19 protein-coding genes are annotated in these 15,883 nt (G+C 41.5%); 9 read left to right on the top strand and 10 right to left on the bottom strand.

Features of this window, described 5'->3' with window-relative positions; genetic code table 11:
* Positions 1–339 precede the first annotated feature (339 nt).
* Entirely contained in the window at positions 340–1,263 is a 924-nt protein-coding gene (locus HUS62_RS21220) for a hypothetical protein (RefSeq protein ID WP_175081059.1), read from the bottom strand.
* A 124-nt stretch (positions 1,264–1,387) separates the two neighbouring features.
* On the opposite strand from HUS62_RS21220, the gene HUS62_RS21215 reads away from it, so the two are divergent.
* Positions 1,388–1,855: a YcxB family protein gene (locus HUS62_RS21215; RefSeq protein WP_055022042.1), complete on the top strand. Its 468-nt coding sequence runs from the start codon at positions 1,388–1,390 to the stop codon at positions 1,853–1,855.
* Between the two features lie 27 nt (positions 1,856–1,882).
* Here HUS62_RS21215 and csrA read toward each other — a convergent pair whose 3' ends face one another.
* From csrA to HUS62_RS21180, 7 genes are all read right to left on the bottom strand, one after another.
* Positions 1,883–2,074 (bottom strand): carbon storage regulator CsrA, encoded by a 192-nt coding sequence (gene csrA, locus HUS62_RS21210; protein ID WP_036970495.1) that lies wholly within the window; start codon positions 2,072–2,074, stop codon positions 1,883–1,885.
* A gap of 93 nt (positions 2,075–2,167) precedes the next feature.
* On the bottom strand, positions 2,168–3,385 hold the full coding sequence (locus tag HUS62_RS21205) for an aspartate kinase (protein ID WP_175081058.1): 1,218 nt from the start codon (positions 3,383–3,385) through the stop codon (positions 2,168–2,170).
* Positions 3,386–3,391: 6 nt separating this feature from the next.
* Positions 3,392–5,992: an alanine--tRNA ligase gene (gene alaS, locus HUS62_RS21200; protein WP_058585668.1), complete on the bottom strand. Its 2,601-nt coding sequence runs from the start codon at positions 5,990–5,992 to the stop codon at positions 3,392–3,394.
* 17 nt (positions 5,993–6,009) lie between these two features.
* Positions 6,010–6,462, bottom strand: a complete 453-nt coding sequence (locus tag HUS62_RS21195) for a regulatory protein RecX (RefSeq protein ID WP_054551279.1) — start codon at positions 6,460–6,462, stop codon at positions 6,010–6,012.
* Positions 6,462–7,256, bottom strand: coding sequence for a BPSS1780 family membrane protein (locus HUS62_RS21190; RefSeq protein ID WP_175081057.1), 795 nt, complete (start codon positions 7,254–7,256; stop codon positions 6,462–6,464). The genes HUS62_RS21195 and HUS62_RS21190 overlap by 1 nt, the downstream gene beginning before the upstream one ends.
* 78 nt (positions 7,257–7,334) lie before the next feature.
* Positions 7,335–7,961, bottom strand: coding sequence for a GTP cyclohydrolase II (gene ribA, locus HUS62_RS21185; RefSeq protein WP_054551277.1), 627 nt, complete (start codon positions 7,959–7,961; stop codon positions 7,335–7,337).
* 394 nt (positions 7,962–8,355) lie between these two features.
* A complete protein-coding gene (locus HUS62_RS21180) occupies positions 8,356–9,285 on the bottom strand; it encodes a LysR family transcriptional regulator (protein WP_055022021.1) in 930 nt (309 codons plus the stop codon).
* Between the two features lie 100 nt (positions 9,286–9,385).
* Here HUS62_RS21180 and HUS62_RS21175 point away from each other — a divergent pair, with 100 nt between their 5' ends.
* The 5 genes from HUS62_RS21175 (at position 9,386) to HUS62_RS21155 (ending at position 12,633) form a co-directional block, all read left to right on the top strand.
* Positions 9,386–9,835: a nuclear transport factor 2 family protein gene (locus HUS62_RS21175; protein WP_220095090.1), complete on the top strand. Its 450-nt coding sequence runs from the start codon at positions 9,386–9,388 to the stop codon at positions 9,833–9,835.
* 4 nt (positions 9,836–9,839) lie between these two features.
* Positions 9,840–10,802 carry a TIGR03571 family LLM class oxidoreductase gene (locus HUS62_RS21170; RefSeq protein WP_175081055.1) on the top strand — a complete coding sequence of 321 codons (963 nt, stop codon included), beginning with the start codon at positions 9,840–9,842 and terminating at the stop codon, positions 10,800–10,802.
* Positions 10,799–11,071: a hypothetical protein gene (locus HUS62_RS21165; RefSeq protein ID WP_175081054.1), complete on the top strand. Its 273-nt coding sequence runs from the start codon at positions 10,799–10,801 to the stop codon at positions 11,069–11,071. Before HUS62_RS21170 ends, HUS62_RS21165 begins: the two co-directional genes overlap by 4 nt.
* A 92-nt stretch (positions 11,072–11,163) precedes the next feature.
* On the top strand, positions 11,164–11,373 hold the full coding sequence (locus HUS62_RS21160; RefSeq protein ID WP_175081053.1) for a hypothetical protein: 210 nt from the start codon (positions 11,164–11,166) through the stop codon (positions 11,371–11,373).
* Between the two features lie 189 nt (positions 11,374–11,562).
* The gene (locus HUS62_RS21155) at positions 11,563–12,633 is read left to right on the top strand and encodes an energy transducer TonB (protein WP_175081052.1); all 1,071 of its coding nucleotides are present in this window, start codon (positions 11,563–11,565) and stop codon (positions 12,631–12,633) included.
* Between the two features lie 192 nt (positions 12,634–12,825).
* On the opposite strand, the gene HUS62_RS21150 is transcribed toward HUS62_RS21155, so the two are convergent.
* Together HUS62_RS21150 and HUS62_RS21145 are read right to left on the bottom strand one after the other, a co-directional pair.
* Positions 12,826–13,275, bottom strand: coding sequence for a low molecular weight protein-tyrosine-phosphatase (locus HUS62_RS21150; RefSeq protein WP_175081051.1), 450 nt, complete (start codon positions 13,273–13,275; stop codon positions 12,826–12,828).
* A 9-nt stretch (positions 13,276–13,284) separates the two neighbouring features.
* The gene (locus HUS62_RS21145; protein ID WP_175081050.1) at positions 13,285–13,791 is read right to left on the bottom strand and encodes a DUF3087 domain-containing protein; all 507 of its coding nucleotides are present in this window, start codon (positions 13,789–13,791) and stop codon (positions 13,285–13,287) included.
* Between the two features lie 106 nt (positions 13,792–13,897).
* Between HUS62_RS21145 and HUS62_RS21140 the strand changes: the two genes are divergently transcribed.
* The 3 genes from HUS62_RS21140 to HUS62_RS21130 are packed head-to-tail and all read left to right on the top strand — an operon-like array spanning position 13,898 to position 15,692.
* Positions 13,898–14,545 (top strand): energy transducer TonB, encoded by a 648-nt coding sequence (locus HUS62_RS21140; protein ID WP_062564916.1) that lies wholly within the window; start codon positions 13,898–13,900, stop codon positions 14,543–14,545.
* Between the two features lie 6 nt (positions 14,546–14,551).
* Entirely contained in the window at positions 14,552–15,103 is a 552-nt protein-coding gene (locus HUS62_RS21135; protein WP_175081049.1) for an RNA polymerase sigma factor, read from the top strand.
* Entirely contained in the window at positions 15,093–15,692 is a 600-nt protein-coding gene (locus HUS62_RS21130) for a hypothetical protein (RefSeq protein WP_175081048.1), read from the top strand. Before HUS62_RS21135 ends, HUS62_RS21130 begins: the two co-directional genes overlap by 11 nt.
* Positions 15,693–15,883 lie beyond the last annotated feature (191 nt).

Here is a 15,883-nt window from a genome sequence, read left to right as displayed (position 1 = left end):
ATGGACTCCCATAACATTTTGGTCTGCTAACTTAAATGTTAGTCCAACCTTCGGTGGTTGGGGGAGTCCAATTATCTCTACCCTACGTCACGTAGGTCGTCATTTATGGCGACACATAACCGCTAACATTGACGGGCTAAAGCCCGACCTACGACTTACACGTAGATTTAAGAAACATCGCGCGAAATACATTTCACGCCTACGTGGGGTTAAACCGCTGCTACATCATGCTCGCAACTTTACTCTTTACCCTAGAAGCTCGCTAACTTGTTGGGTTAATCTGAAAGCTGATAGCTATGAGTGCGTTGGGCTTCGCTCCGCTCTAACCAACCTACGTTATTACTCACAACCCGTTGTAAGAGGCTCGTTTGTCGTTACACTCGCTATATGCCACTGGCCGTCGATAAAACTCACCTTTGCGACATCGCTTACAGCAAAGTCACCTGGTACATTTAAGCGCGTTAAGTTACTCGCTAATTGCTGCTGGCAATATGGGCCGGTATCGCCATGCATTACTAGTACACGCTTATTGGTGTGCTTTGCGAAGTCGCTGATGGCATCTCGGTATATTTTAAATGCATCACAATTAGAACGCTGTGATTCACTGCAAGTGGGTTTACTGGTCGGGTGGTAAATATCAGCCTGAAAACCAAATACATAGGCCTTAGCGTCTTGCTGAACAAGTGCTTGTTTTAACCAAATTAAGTTGTACTTATCACGCTTGTCGGCGTCATCAAGTGCTGCGTTTTTGTCACTTTTTAAAATTTGTGAGCGACCATTAAAAGTGCCCGGTATATGCAAAGTGCGAAACTCAATACCATCAAACTGCCAGCGGGCATTTTCTAGCATTTCAGCTTGGGTTGCATAACCCTGAAGTTGCTGTGCTTTTTGTGTATAAGCCTCGTCAAACATCAAACCTTTAACAAAGCTTAGCCGTTCAAGCTCATCAAAGCGCACCGATAGCTTTTCTCGGTCGCAATCGGTCCATTCATTATCACCTGGGGTGTAAATAAAAGGCTGTGTGGTCAACGACGTCAATAACGCTTTATTAGTTTGCAAAAGCTTATTCGTGCAAGCAAGCGCTCCTGATTTCATATCACCAAGATGCATTAAAAAGCCATGAGGTGTTGCTGCGATTGCCTTGGTGATTTTTCCGCCTTCTGCGAGATTGATTTCATCAATCGGGGTGTATGGCATATCGCCCATGACTAAAAAAGTATTTGTGGTCATTGCAAGTGCTAATGACATTGAACTAACAAACATACAACTTACACCTTTAAAATACGCATACCTTAAGCTCTCACAATGACAACTAAATGAAAACCAACTACAGAAGATTTTTTCTATCAATGTTAAACTGCCGCCAGCAAATTAAGTGAGCCTACGAATGACATTAAGTACAACTTACAAATTAGATAAACCGTATTATTACGAATGCTTTGATGAGTCTTTACCTTATTCATCACAAGCTAAGCCTAAATACCCGCTATTGGTATTATTAATAACCTTAGGCTTATTAGCTTTTTATCAATTAGATAATCATTATTTAGGCAGCTTTATGATTATGCTTGCCGTGGTTGAGTGCTTATCGTTTTATTATAAGCGTCCATGGTGGGTCGCAAGACAAATGATGAGTCGTGCATCGGGTAGCGAAGTGACTGTCGTATTTGATGATGAAGGCGTTAAAGCCGAAAACCCGCATAAAAGCTACCAATTAAGCTGGCAACAAATTAGTGAGATTATTGAAACTGAGCGAGGTTATATTTTAAAGGCTCAGCGCGGTATGCAATATATTTCTAAACAAGCGCTAAATGATGAAATGACAGCAGAACTAAATAAAAGAGCCACTCAGTGAGTGGCTCTTAAAAATATCTGTCGCTGATTAAACGTTGCCCGGATTTGGGTTAGATTTCTCTGCTTGAATTCGCATGTAGATTTCTTCACGATGTACTGATACATCTTTAGGTGCATTTACACCAATGCGAACTTGATTTCCTTTAACACCAAGAACAGTAACTGTTACTTCGTCACCGATCATAAGGGTTTCACCTACTCTACGAGTTAGTATTAGCATTCTCTTGCTCCCATGTTCCAAAAAATTAAAAGATTCCGCGTCAAAAACATTCTAATGAAATATAGACTTAAAAGTAAGTAAAAACTCTAGATCTTATTCATTTTCAGTTAAAAAAACTTTGTGTAGCGCACGTACAGCCAGTTCTAAATACTTTTCGTCAATTAAAACTGATATCTTTATTTCTGATGTCGATACAAGCATCACTTTGATGTTTTCATCGGCAAGGGCATTAAAAAATAAACTTGCCACACCAGAGTGAGATTTCATCCCTACACCTACTGCAGACACCTTGGCAACATTGCTGATCCCTTTAATAGATTCTGCGCTGATACCATCTTGGTTACTGGTCAAAATTTCAAGCGCTTGCTCAAAATCATTTGTGTGCACAGTAAAAGCATAGTCTATTTTTTCAAAGTTATGATTAACTTGATTAATCATATCTATTTCGATGCCGAATTCTGCAAAAAGTTTCAAAATTTTTGCAAGGTTTTCCGTTCCTTGGTGCACGCCATTGACGTAAATCAAACTTTCGTCACGATTAAAGGCGATACCCGACACAATGTTTGCTTGCACATCCGGCTCCTCAAAACTGATCAAGGTCCCTTGATCCGGGTTAAAACTCGATAACACTCTGAGCGGTATATTATATTTTCCTGCAGCTTCGACACTACGGATATGTAGCACCTTAGCCCCAAGGCTGGCCATTTCGAGCATTTCTTCGAAGGTGACATGGCTCATACGTCGTGCATTTGGTTCAATACGCGGGTCGGTGGTATATACCCCATCAACATCGGTGTAAATTTGACATTCATCGGCATTGATAGCACCTGCAATCTCAACCGCAGAGGTATCTGTTCCACCGCGACCAAGCGTAGTGATATTGCCTTCAATATCACGGCCCTGAAAGCCCGCTATAATAGCGATACGGTTATGCTCAAGTTCATGCTTAAGACGAGTCGCAGCAACCTCTTCAATCCGCGCTTTACCAAACATGTTATCGGTGCGAATGTTGACCTGATCAGCAAGTAAGCTTACCGCTGAGTGACCACGTTTAATAATAGCCATTGCCAGCAGAGAGACCGACACCTGCTCACCGGTGGTTAGCAATACATCAAGCTCACGAGCACTAGGGCGAGAATCGATTTGTTTAGCGAGTTTAATTAGACGGTTAGTTTCTCCCGACATAGCCGAGAGCACCACCACAACTTGATGGCCTTGTTGCTTGGTTTTTACAACAAGGTCGGCGACGGCCTCAATTCGCTCTATTGAGCCAACTGAGGTGCCACCGAATTTTTGGACGATAAGTGCCACTAGTAGTTAAGAACGCTCAGATAACCAACCAGTTACACTTTCTAAGGCTGCAGCTAGGTTCTCTGGCTGAGTACCACCAGCTTGTGCCATATCAGGACGACCACCGCCCTTACCGCCTACTTGTGCAGCCATGTGATTTACAAGCTCACCGGCTTTCACTTTACCTGTTAGGTCCTTAGTTACACCTGCAATTAGGCTTACTTTATCGCCATTAGCTACACCAAGGGCAATAACACCTGAACCAATCTTCGTTTTCAGGTCATCAACCATGCCACGTAGTGCTTTAGACTCTGTACCTGCAACATCAGCAACCAGTAGCTTAATACCGTTCACTTCAACAACAGAGTCAAGTAACGATGCACCTGCCGCACTTGCTAGCTTGTCGTTAAGCTGTGCAATTTGCTTCTCAAGGCCTTTTGATTTCTCAAGTAACGCCGTTACTTTTTCAAGTACTGTGCTGCTATCACCTTTAACTAGTGCTGCAACATCGTTTAGTTGTTGCTCTTGCTCACTTACATAAGCAACCGCTTCAGCACCTGTTACCGCTTCAATACGGCGAATACCGGCTGCGATACCGCTTTCTGATACGATCTTAAATAAACCAATATCACCTGCACGCTTAACGTGAGTACCACCACATAGCTCGATTGAGTAATCACCAATGGTTACTACGCGAACTTCGTCGTCGTATTTTTCACCGAATAATGCCATTGCACCTTTTGCTTTAGCATCTTCAATAGCCATTAGCTCAGTTTCAAGAGCAAAGTTACGACGGATTTCATCGTTCACTGCGCGCTCGATTTGGCGTAATTCGTCTTTTGTTACCGCTTCAAAGTGAGAAAAGTCAAAACGTAAACGTTCAGGGTCAACAAGTGAACCTTTTTGATTTACGTGCTCACCTAAAATTTGACGTAACGTTTCATGTAAAATGTGTGTTGCAGTATGGTTTTTCTTGATGCTATCGCGACGTGCTGCATCAATCGTAGCCTCTGCTTTATCGTTTGTACCAATACGGCCTTGTACACGACCATGGTGTGCAAATGCATTACCAAGTTTCGTGGTGTTAGTCACTACAAACTCACCGCCAGCAACTTTTAACACACCTGTGTCACCAACCTGACCACCTGATTCAGCGTAGAACGGTGTGCGGTCTAAGATTGCGATACCTTCTTGACCATCTTCAAGTACTGAAACCGATTGACCTTCAGAGAAAAGCTCAACCACAGTACCTGTGTAATGTTCTGCATCGTAACCTTTAAAGTCTGTGTGTTTTTCAGACTTAAGTTGTTGGTTGTAATCAGCACCAAACTTACCAGCTTGCTGTGCTTGCTTACGCTGAACAGCCATACACTCTTGGAAGCCGTGCTCATCAATCGTCATGAAACGCTCACGCGCCACGTCAGCCGTTAAATCAGCAGGGAAACCGTAAGTGTCGTAAAGTTTGAATACTAAGTCACCTGGGATCACATCACCTTCGATGTCAGTTAGGCTTTCTTCTAAAATAGCCAGACCACGCTCAAGTGTTTTACCAAACTGCTCTTCTTCGATACGCAGTACTTTTTCAATAATTTCTTGTTGCTTAGCAAGCTCTGGGTACGCTTGACCCATTTGCTCAATTAGCGCAGCAACTAACTTGTAGAAGAATGCACCTTTCGCGCCTAGCTTGTTACCGTGACGAACTGCACGACGAATAATACGACGTAGTACATAACCACGACCTTCGTTTGATGGCATAACGCCGTCAGACACTAAGAACGCACACGAACGAATGTGGTCAGCCACAACGCGTAACGATTTATCATCTAAATCTTGTGCGTTTGTTACTTTAGCCGCTGCTGCAATTAGAGCTTGGAATAAATCGATTTCGTAGTTTGAGTGCACGCCTTGTAAAATTGCAGAGATACGCTCAAGACCCATACCTGTATCAACAGACTGCTTAGGAAGCGGCTCCATTGTACCGTCGGCATGGCGGTTATACTGCATAAATACTAGGTTCCAGATCTCGATGAAACGGTCACCGTCTTCTTCAGGTGAACCTGGAGGACCACCCCAAATTTCTTCACCGTGATCGTAAAAGATTTCAGAGCATGGACCACAAGGACCTGTATCACCCATTGACCAGAAGTTATCGCTAGTTGCAATGCGAATAATACGGTCTTCACTTAGACCCACTTCTTTGTGCCAAATGTTGAAGGCTTCTTCATCATCGTGATAAATGGTAACAAGTAGCTTTTCTTGAGGTAGTTTTACAACATCAGTTAAAAACTCCCAAGCAAACTTGATTGCGTCTTGCTTGAAGTAATCGCCAAAGCTGAAGTTACCTAACATTTCGAAGAATGTATGGTGACGTGCAGTGTAACCTACGTTTTCAAGGTCGTTATGTTTACCACCGGCACGCACACAACGTTGTGAGCTGGTTGCACGTGAATAAGGGCGGCTTTCCGCACCTAAAAATACATCTTTAAATTGCACCATACCGGCGTTATTGAATAATAACGTGGCATCGTTACCCGGGATCAGCGAGCTTGAAGGAACAATTTGGTGTTGTTTAGAGGCAAAAAAGTCTAAGAACTGTTGCCTGATCTGTGCGGTAGTCATATGCTGCATGTGAAAATCTCACCCGTTTATTGCTGTGCTTGCATTGCAAAATCAATTTGTTCGTAATTAAAGCCTCGATACATCAAGTAGCGTACGCGTTTCGCTCTTTCTTTCTGGTCGAGTTCTTTACCTGAATTTGAAAACTTCTTTAAATATGCGTCCTTTGCGAGTTCGAACCAATCGACTTCGAACTCCTCGAGCGTCTTATCTAATAATGCTCGGTCTATCCCTTTTGCCATTGCTTCGCTCTGAATGCGTTTTACACCATGATACTTAGCTAAATGGCGGCGTACAAACCCTTCGCAATAGCGCTGTTCGTTAATAAAGTTGTGTGATTCACACCAATCTAACAAGCGCTCTGTGAACTCGGGCGTCGCCTCTTTTTGCTGTAACTTTCGCGTTAAATCCCGACGCGAATAATCTTGTCGAGACAATAACCAAAGTACGTAATTTTTTAACTTTTGTTCTTTATCATCCATTACGCGTCAAAGCGTCCTGATTGTGACTGTGCTTCAGGTGCTTTTGTTTGGTCATCACCTTTTGGCACAACCGGCATAAAAATAGCCTGAAATGACACGAAGAAGCTAATGTAACAAATTGGCATTAAAACCAATAGTGGAATAAACGATAAAGGAATACAGATCACCATTAAAACAGCGCAAATTAGGCCATAAACACTCAATGGGGCCATATTATGGTAAAACACCATGAATGAGGTTTTTAAAACCTGAAACATATTGCTTTGTTTTTGAAAATAAACCAAAGGCACTGCATAGGCAAAAGCGGTTAAATACACACAGATCGCCACTAAGAATACCGCAACTTGCCCCATTGAAATGGTTGCCAATAAATCTGCAATATGTGATTGGTTTTGCGGATCGAAAGTCTGACTCGAAATAACTGAGTAGGCATCTGCAAAAATGAAATTAGACAGTAAGGCCAATAAAATACCTGCCGCCATCTGATACACGGCAACGCGCACTAAACCTATACGGTTTCCCTTATTACTAAACGGCTTAAAAATATCAGCCTGACTGACGGTCCCGCCTTGCTGCTTTGTTAACACAGCTTGATAAAAACCCGCCATCAAAAATGGCGTCACGAACGCACCAACAACTTGCAGTAAAGGTAGCAGCAATGCCAAAAAGCTAATTATCACGATTAGCAGATGCATTAAAATAAAAGTCAAAGGTTGCAGCTTAAAGATTTCCCATCCAGCTTTAAACCATTTAACGCCTGCATCAGCTTTAAAAATACGTACTTCGATCGACATAGTTTCTCATTCAATAACGACAAAACGCACCGAGTATAACTGGGTGCGCTACTTGTTTATAGTCACCTGTAGTGAAATTTACTCAGGCTTTTTAATTTTTTTAATATCAAGCATGTGCGAGCCATGTTTGATTTTCGTTTCGAGGTAAGCTCGGTTACCTACCACACCCGCTTTAATGTGCGCATGAGTGCCAACCACTGAATCAACTTCAATACCTGCATCACGCAGTGCTTTAAGCTTATTAGGGTTGTTAGTCATTAGCTTAACGTGCTTTTGATTGAGTGCTTCAAGCATTAATACCGCGTCTGAAAAATCACGTAAATCATCAGCAAAACCCAAGTGGTTATTCGCTTCGTACGTATTCATGCCTTGCGACTGTAATACGTAAGCATCAATTTTATTGTATAAACCAATGCCACGCCCCTCTTGGCGTAAATACAGTAAAATACCGCCTTGTTGGTGCATCATCTCGATACACTCATTTAATTGCTCACCACAATCACAACGTGATGAATGGAATACATCGCCCGTTAAACACTCTGAATGCATACGAATTAAAGGGACATCTTGCTCTGTGTCAGCTTGATTAAACACTAAAGCAACATGTTCTTGGCCATCATTTAAGCCACTGAAAGATACGATTTCTGCAGGGATATCACTGTTTTTGCCAACATTCAGCTGGACTCTTGCTCTTACTTGCGCCACGACAAATCCAAATTAAAAAATAAATGCGATACTGCAAATGTGATTACAACAGCTTGAAGGTTGTAAGGATGCAACATACGACGAGTGATAACTAATATTGAGGCAGTTACCAGCAATTCAAGTATTATACACTCAAACCACCCCAAGATACGAGCTTTGCGCCTCGCTTTAGTGGCGCTAAAAAAACACCTTAAAAGCCCTACTTTTTAGAGTTAGGCCTTTGAAATAAAATAAATTAATAAATAAACCTTTGCAGATATTCGAAAAAATAGATTAGTTTAATCTCAATAAACCGCTAAGCCTTTATCAACCACCTATCAAAATAATAAAAATAACAGTGTAATGATGGGTCTCAGCGCTGATTAATAACGTACTAAAAGCGCTAGATAAACAATTATGAAGAATAACCAAATAGTGATGCTTGAAGCTTAAACTGCTCTGCTAATTCATCAATTATAACCCTTTGACTAAGCTTTAAATATCTTGAGCGTGGCCAAACAACATTGATTGGCATAACCGCACCTGAAAAGGTATCTAAAACACTAGTTAGTCTATTACTATCTAGCTGCTCTTGAATAAGCCAAGTAGGTAATTGTGCAACACCTAAACCATTAAGTGCAGCATCAAGCATTGCATCTCCATCACTGAGCATATATCTGGCATTGATTAGCTGGTTAAATGACTGCTTTTTACTATCTTTGAACAGCCATGTTGGCTGCGAAGAGCGCTTACTGCCAATAATACAATCATGAGTGAGCAAATCCGCAGGAGTGTCTGGCACACCATGTTGGTCAAAATAATCTTGACTACCACACACTGTTAGTTTTTGATAACCCAACAATTTTGCTACCAGATCGGCATCATCTTCTAATGTGCCGATACGTACCACCAAATCAACATTTTCATTTATTAAATTGATACGACTTTCACTAAAGTGAACCGCAAGCTCTAGTTTAGGATACTTGTTTGCTAATTTAGAAAGTATTGGCATTACATACTTACGGCCGAATGCCGCAGGTAAGTGAAGCTTTACTTGCCCTGAAACATTATGGCTACCGGCAGTGACCGCTTGCTCTAGGCTATCTATTTCAGCTAGTATTTTTACCCAGCCTTCAAAATAATGCTGCCCTTCTGGGGTTGCCATAATTTTACGCGTTGTTCGATGCAGTAGCTTTGTACCTAACTTACTTTCAAGCCTAGTAACAGTTTTACCAACAGCGGAGCCTGTTAAACCTAACCGATTACCAGCTGCTGTGAATGTACCCATGCGTAGTGTTTCAACAAACTCTCGAATACCAAAGAAAGGGCTATCTTCTGGTTTCATTATGGAATCTCAGGACAGAATAAATGGAATATTAGCTAGGTTATCATTTAAAAAGAAGATAATAAAATAGTGTTCACTTATTCAGCAATAGAGAAACATGATGAGCGAACGCAAACTTCTCGATTTACTCGAAAAAGAAGAGATCCGAACTCTTCGATTAAACTACAGTCAGCTTTTAGACTCTGGTCAAATTCATAAAATGGAAGAAGTATTTACTAGCGACGCACGAGTCGAAGTAACAGTGGGAGAAATGAATGGAATTGAACAGATAAAGCAAGGATTAAAAAATGCTTATGATGAATTCGATACTCACAATAGAAAGCACTTCCCTTTTGTTCATGCCGTAATGAACCATCAAATAGTACTAACAGATAAAACGACAGCACAGGGTGAGTGCTATCTAATTGACTTTGTTACAAGTAGAGAGCAAAGCGAATCTCCGCTTTTATTAGTAGGCCGATACTTAGACCGCTATGAAAAAGTCGACGGTCAATGGCGCATTAGCCACTCTAAACTTGATGTTGTGTGGCCAGCGAATTCGGGAGATTAGTAACATGAATAATCTACCAACTAGCTTTACAAATGTATTTGCCGACAACAAATTAACGCTGGGATTGCTCACTCCCCTTGAAGCTTACCCTAGCAGCCCTTTCCCTACCCTCAATGCTGATATAGCAACGGCTAAGCAGGCTGAACAAGCAGGTATTGCCAGTATTTGGTTTAGGGATGTGCCTTTTTATGATCCTAATTTTGGTGATGCTGCGCAGATGCTTGATCCATTCACTTACGCAGGTTTCATTGCTGCACATACAAATACAATTACTTTAGGCACCGCAGGGGCAGTTTTACCATTACGCGATCCTATCATGGTTGCCAAACAAGCAGCCTCAGTTGATCATCTAAGTAATGGTCGTTTTGTGTTAGGAGTTTCAACCGGAGATAGGCCAGTTGAATACCCGGCTTTTGGTGTCGATTTTAACGCGCGTGCTGAGCGCTACAGAGAGTCAGTTGAAATTATCAAAACATTACACCAACAAAGTTTTCCTAAACACCTTAGCCAACATTACGGCGAGCTTGATGGTTCACTTGACCTTTATCCAAAACCAGTAAACCAGCAAATACCCGTTATGGCCATTGGTCGTTCTAGGCAATCATTTGAGTGGTTGGCTAATAATGTTAATGCTTGGATTTGGGCTGTTGATAATGAACAAGCCATCAGTGAAATCATTAACAACCTATCAATTGCATGCAATAGCAACACAAGCCCACATTACGGCTATGCGACATTTTTTGATTTAGATAAAAACCCAGACGCCCCGTACCAGCGTTTTTATAACGTTGTACGAATTGGTCGAAATGCCCTTATTGAGCGACTGTTAAAACACAGAGAGCTTGGCGTAAAACACATTGCGCTAAACTTAAAACCTTCTCGAAGGGCTGCCCAAGATGTAATTGATGAATTGGGTAACTTTGTTATTCCTGCTCTTGAAAAAGAGCAAAGAGAGCCTGCTGTATGAGTACTCAAGAACAGCTCGAAAACTTAATAACTCAGTTTAAAGATAGCTGGTTACGCTCGGATAAGCACTCGTTAGCAAAGCTGTTTAGCTCTGATATCGTTTTCAAAAGCCATCACCATGGCTCTATAAATGGGCAAAAGCATGTATCAACAACTTTAAGTGAAGATTTCAAAAACTATGCAACGAGTGCTGAATTTACAAATACGTTTACTGCACACCAAAAAGATTTTGCCGCAGCCAAGATATACATGGCAGCTTTCCTCCTTTAGGTGATTTATCTGGTAGAGAAAATGTTATAGGGAGTTTAAAAAACTTTAGACTGCTTGCGCCATTTTGGCAGCACTTTGCAGAGTTGGTCAAAATGGAGATTAGCCAAGATAAAAAAACAGCTCGATTTATCATTGCCCGAATCATTCCCGAAAACCCCGTGAATGATAGCAATCAAAAAATCTATGCAGCTCACTATCAGTTAGCAGCAAGATTAGAGTCAGATAACTGTTGGCGACTTTACGAATCGCATTACATACCGGGTTGGTTTGATGAACAGAATCTGCCTGAGTTTATGATCTAACAATAAAGCGCTCAATGTGAGCGCTTTTTCATAAGTACCTGCGACCGGTTAAGCTTAATCACTGTTTTTGCTTAAATTAAAAACAGTGATACATTAAAAATTACTAGATACCTTGTACCTCATGATGATAATGATTATCATCAACAAGTATTAATCCCCTCTTCTCTGGGCAAAATAATAAGGAATATTATGAAAAAGAGCTCACTTGCCTTATGTGTTGCATTACTATTTAGTCAGCAAGGCATTGCCAATGAAACGACCACACAAGAATTTAACGACACCTACCGCGCTTATGTCGCTGCTGTAGAAAATAAGCAAGACAGTAGCGAACTTGCTAAAAAAGCGTTTGAGCTTGGCAAAGAAATTTATGGTGAAAGCGCCGACAACACCGCCAATCTTGCTATTAACTATGCAAACAGCCTTGCTAAAAGTGAACAAGAACAACGCTTTGAGTTATATCGCACAGCCTACGAAATACTCGAAAAAAACCACGGCAAGCTAAGTGTGCAAGTATATGATTCATTAATCGGCATGGCAGAATCAACTCCCTCTGCTAAACGCGCTGATACGTATCTTGATGATGTTATTGCTATTGCTGAAAAACAAAACTCAGACAAACTTGTTGCTGATGCAAAAATGACCGCTGCTCGTATCCTTGCTTATAAAGGCACTGGCGAACGCTATTACACAGCAAAGGAATATCTTGAAGAAGCTGATAAGTACTACCAAGAAAACTTACCAAATAACGCTGTCGATCGTATTAGCGCAGACTTTTTAGTTGCCGCATTTGCAGAAAACCAACGTAAATACAGCACCGCTATTGAGCGATTGAATCACGTAGTTAGCGTATTTGATCAAGAGCTAGACTTTGATCATCAAACCGAATTAAACGCCCATTCAAAGCTAGTTCACTTATACGAAAAAACAGGTAAAAGCGACGAAGCAACTAAACATTGCTTAGCGATTGCGAAAATGGTGCCTTGGAAAGAAAGCCAAGAACAAGAGCCGTTGTACCGCGTACATCCTAAATATCCAAAATCAAAAGTTCAACGTATGGAAGATGGCAGTGTCGTAATGGAGTTTGAAGTAACCCCGTCAGGCTTTGTAGACAACATAACTGTGGTTGGCTCTGAGGGTGGCTCAGCATTTGAAAGAGAAGCTGTTAAAGCAGTAAAACAGTGGCGTTATGCCCCTAAGTTTGAAAATGGTCAAGCTATAGCAGCGACTTCTCGGGTGCAATTAGATTTTAAAATCAACTAATAAATAACAGGGTCGCAATGCGACCCTTTTTATACCAATTCGCTTAATTAAGTGAGCTATTTTGAGGCAAGAAAACCTCGTTGATAGCAAGGCAAAAATTTCGTTATTTAGTTGTTCTAAATCAGAAATTTTTAACGCAGATAGCGACAGGTTTAATCCCTCAAAATGATTAAGTATTTTTGCGGATTGGTATTAAAACTTTTTAAGCAGGTTATCGGCTGCGTCCTCTATTAAATCGAGTACTTTTTCGAAGCCTTGATCACCACCATAATAGGGGTCGGGGATCTCACTCTCTCCTGCATCACCATGACTTAAAAACAGCGACAACTTATATTGTAAGTGCTCTGGGCACTGGGCTTGTAAATCAGCAAGATTTTGCTTGTCGGCTGCGAGAATTAAGTCAAACTCATGAAAATCAGCTTGAGTCACTGGTCGCGAATAGATGCCTTTAAAACTATAACCGCGTTTTTCAGCTGCAGCTTTTGAGCGTGAGTCTGGTGGATTACCTTGGTGGTAACCAATGGTGCCAGCAGAATCAACTTTAACATTGACACCCAGCGCCTTGGCACGACTACGAAGTACCGCTTCAGCAGTAGGTGAACGGCAAATATTGCCTAAGCAAACAATCAAAACCTTTTTCATTATTCGTCCTTAAAATTGCTTTAAGATTGACTCATCATAACGTTCTGCATCAAGCGAGAGATTGTATTTATCTGCAACACTATCAAGCTCTGCCTGCTTAATTGCCAACTCATCCATGGTAATAGTGTTGTCATCAAGTTGCCATAACAAACGTGAACCTGCATAGCTGTAATGAATTGCTAATAAAGCATCTGCATTGCCCTCGCGCCCTGCTGCTTTTAACTTTGGCATTTTACGGGTGATTTTATTCAGCGCTTTTTTAAGCTCCCACACATAGACAATTTCAGTCATGTAATCATGATTGCGGTATTTATTAAGCACAAAGCCCACCAGCAAACTACACACAACAACACCTAATAGGTTCCAATGAAAATGGCTACCGCTTGGGTCAGGAAATAACACAATTAATGTCTGTGAAATGGCTAAACTGCCAACGGCTAAAGCAATTACACAAGCAATAATTACTTGGTTTAAATGTTTACGGTAACGGGCTTTATCTATTTGAATAAGTTTCATAACAACCTAAAAAACTTGTGAAAAATAAAAAGTGAAAAAAGTTTCACCCCTTTTTTATTTGCCAGCCGTTTTAGCTATGAAAGCAATTATCCAAAGAGGAACGGCTATGCATACTTTACCACTAAACTCAGCAAGCTTGAATAACAGCAATGCTGCTTTGAAGACAACCGCAGCAATTATTGGCGGCGGTGTCATGACCTTTGCAGCATTTGCATTTATGCAGTACTTAATTTCTGCTGAGCAAAGAGCCGATGTTAAAACAGGCCCAGATATCACGGTTGAAATTTATGAAGTACCGGAAGACTCAAAAGTACAAGTAAAGCAAACACTGCCGCCACCGCCAGTTGCTAAAATGCCACCAAAAGTACCGCCACGCCCAACGATTGATACGACCGATACAGTTGTAGTAGCGGATTTAACACCAACAATGACATTCGATAACATTGGCGACACGCTTAGCAAAAGCATTAACCAACCAACAGGAGATGCAACACCAATTGTGCGTATAAACCCTAAGTACCCTCCGGTAGCAGCTCGTGATGGCATTGAAGGTTGGGTACAAATTAGCTTTAGCATTTCACCGACTGGCGAAGTGATTGACCCTGTTATTATTGATGCCGAGCCTAAACGGGTATTTGACCGTGAAGCAATTCGCGCCATTAAACGTTGGAAATATCGCCCTAAAGTAGTTGAAGGTGTGGCACAATTACAAACAAACCAAAGCGTTCAACTTGATTTTAAAATAGATGGATAACTGCCTATGCTAATGAGCATCAAGACATGGTTATTTGACAAGCCAAGCACAGATTGTTTGGCGCAGTATGCCAAAACGGGCGACAACCGTTACCTTAACCAACTCGTTGCTCAATATGGGAACGATCTTTATCACTATCTAGTTACACAGAGTGATAAAGATCTTGCCCTTGATATATGCCAGCAAACCTGGTTAAAAGTTATTGATAAACGCGACTTTTACAATGATCAAAACAACCCAAAAGCGTGGCTTTTTCGGTTAGCACGTAATTTATTAATTGATGAATTTCGTAAGCAGCAAAAGTTCGTTGAATTAGAAGACAACCAACTATTTACTGAACCTCAGGATGAAAGTTATCACTACGACTACGAAGCCTTTGATAAAGCACTTATGGCACTTAGTTTTGTACAACGTGAAGCGCTGACCTTACAACAAGAAGGCTTTAGTCTCGAAGACATTGTTGCTATCACACAAAGTAACCCAGAGACCATTAAAACTCGGCTGCGATATGCCCGTCAAAACCTGAAACAACAACTAGGAGGCCATTATGAAGCGTAACGACGAGCAACTCGATGCTGATTTAAAAGCACATTTTCAAAAACGTAAGGCAGAGCACAGCTTAAGCAGCGACGAGCTTTCACACATGCAAAAGCCACAGTCGGCAACGCCAAGACCACAGCGCTTTTTAGGCCTGCAAATGACCGGAGTATTTGCTGCTTTAGCGATTCTTGGTTTTGTCATGCTGCAATACAACAACCGCGAGTTAACCCATGTTTATGCCGTGGATTTATCGGACTATCAATGGCTTGAAGTACACGAACTCGACGCCAAAGGCAGCTATGTGAGTAACCTTAAACAACAAAAACAAAACCTAGATGCTAACTACCAACAAGCATTAGCCAATCACCAAGCCCGCACCAGCTTCACCGGCCGTCTAGTCAGTGTTGATAACGACTGGTATATCGCTGACTGCGAGCAAAATGTCATAGTACAAATTAAACAATCACTCCTTGAAGAACTACAAAAACACGGCACCCTAGATACTCATATTCACCAAGGAGACCTACTCGCCCTAGACCAAAACAAACAAGGCCAAATCATCGCACTCAAACAACTGACCCATGAAACGGAAAAGTGTACGAGTTAGCGAACTCGTAGGTTGGGTAGAGCGTAGCGAAACCCAACACACTCAGAGCTGTCAGCTTTAAAAAAGTTAGCGAGCTACAAGGGGAAAGAGTAAAGGAGTTCGTAGGTTGGCTAGAGATAATTGGACTCCCCCAACCACCGAAGGTTGGACTAACATTTAAGTTAGCAGACCAAAATGTTATGGGAGTCCAT

Source organism: Pseudoalteromonas sp. 0303 (assembly GCF_013349995.1).
Classification (GTDB): Bacteria; Pseudomonadota; Gammaproteobacteria; order Enterobacterales; family Alteromonadaceae; genus Pseudoalteromonas.
This window is presented reverse-complemented; position numbering and strand designations above follow the sequence as displayed.

Excerpts from the sequence above, each read along its gene's own strand:
- HUS62_RS21220 (WP_175081059.1), bottom strand. The coding sequence starts at position 1,263 with ATGTTTGTTAGTTCAATGTCATTAGCACTTGCAATGACCACAAATACT.
- HUS62_RS21215 (WP_055022042.1), top strand. The coding sequence starts at position 1,388 with ATGACATTAAGTACAACTTACAAATTAGATAAACCGTATTATTACGAA.
- csrA (WP_036970495.1), bottom strand. The coding sequence starts at position 2,074 with ATGCTAATACTAACTCGTAGAGTAGGTGAAACCCTTATGATCGGTGAC.
- alaS (WP_058585668.1), bottom strand. The coding sequence starts at position 5,992 with ATGCAGCATATGACTACCGCACAGATCAGGCAACAGTTCTTAGACTTT.
- HUS62_RS21195 (WP_054551279.1), bottom strand. The coding sequence starts at position 6,462 with ATGGATGATAAAGAACAAAAGTTAAAAAATTACGTACTTTGGTTATTG.
- HUS62_RS21190 (WP_175081057.1), bottom strand. The coding sequence starts at position 7,256 with ATGTCGATCGAAGTACGTATTTTTAAAGCTGATGCAGGCGTTAAATGG.
- HUS62_RS21180 (WP_055022021.1), bottom strand. The coding sequence starts at position 9,285 with ATGAAACCAGAAGATAGCCCTTTCTTTGGTATTCGAGAGTTTGTTGAA.
- HUS62_RS21175 (WP_220095090.1), top strand. The coding sequence starts at position 9,386 with ATGAGCGAACGCAAACTTCTCGATTTACTCGAAAAAGAAGAGATCCGA.
- HUS62_RS21170 (WP_175081055.1), top strand. The coding sequence starts at position 9,840 with ATGAATAATCTACCAACTAGCTTTACAAATGTATTTGCCGACAACAAA.
- HUS62_RS21165 (WP_175081054.1), top strand. The coding sequence starts at position 10,799 with ATGAGTACTCAAGAACAGCTCGAAAACTTAATAACTCAGTTTAAAGAT.
- HUS62_RS21160 (WP_175081053.1), top strand. The coding sequence starts at position 11,164 with ATGGAGATTAGCCAAGATAAAAAAACAGCTCGATTTATCATTGCCCGA.
- HUS62_RS21155 (WP_175081052.1), top strand. The coding sequence starts at position 11,563 with ATGAAAAAGAGCTCACTTGCCTTATGTGTTGCATTACTATTTAGTCAG.
- HUS62_RS21150 (WP_175081051.1), bottom strand. The coding sequence starts at position 13,275 with ATGAAAAAGGTTTTGATTGTTTGCTTAGGCAATATTTGCCGTTCACCT.
- HUS62_RS21145 (WP_175081050.1), bottom strand. The coding sequence starts at position 13,791 with ATGAAACTTATTCAAATAGATAAAGCCCGTTACCGTAAACATTTAAAC.
- HUS62_RS21140 (WP_062564916.1), top strand. The coding sequence starts at position 13,898 with ATGCATACTTTACCACTAAACTCAGCAAGCTTGAATAACAGCAATGCT.
- HUS62_RS21135 (WP_175081049.1), top strand. The coding sequence starts at position 14,552 with ATGCTAATGAGCATCAAGACATGGTTATTTGACAAGCCAAGCACAGAT.
- HUS62_RS21130 (WP_175081048.1), top strand. The coding sequence starts at position 15,093 with ATGAAGCGTAACGACGAGCAACTCGATGCTGATTTAAAAGCACATTTT.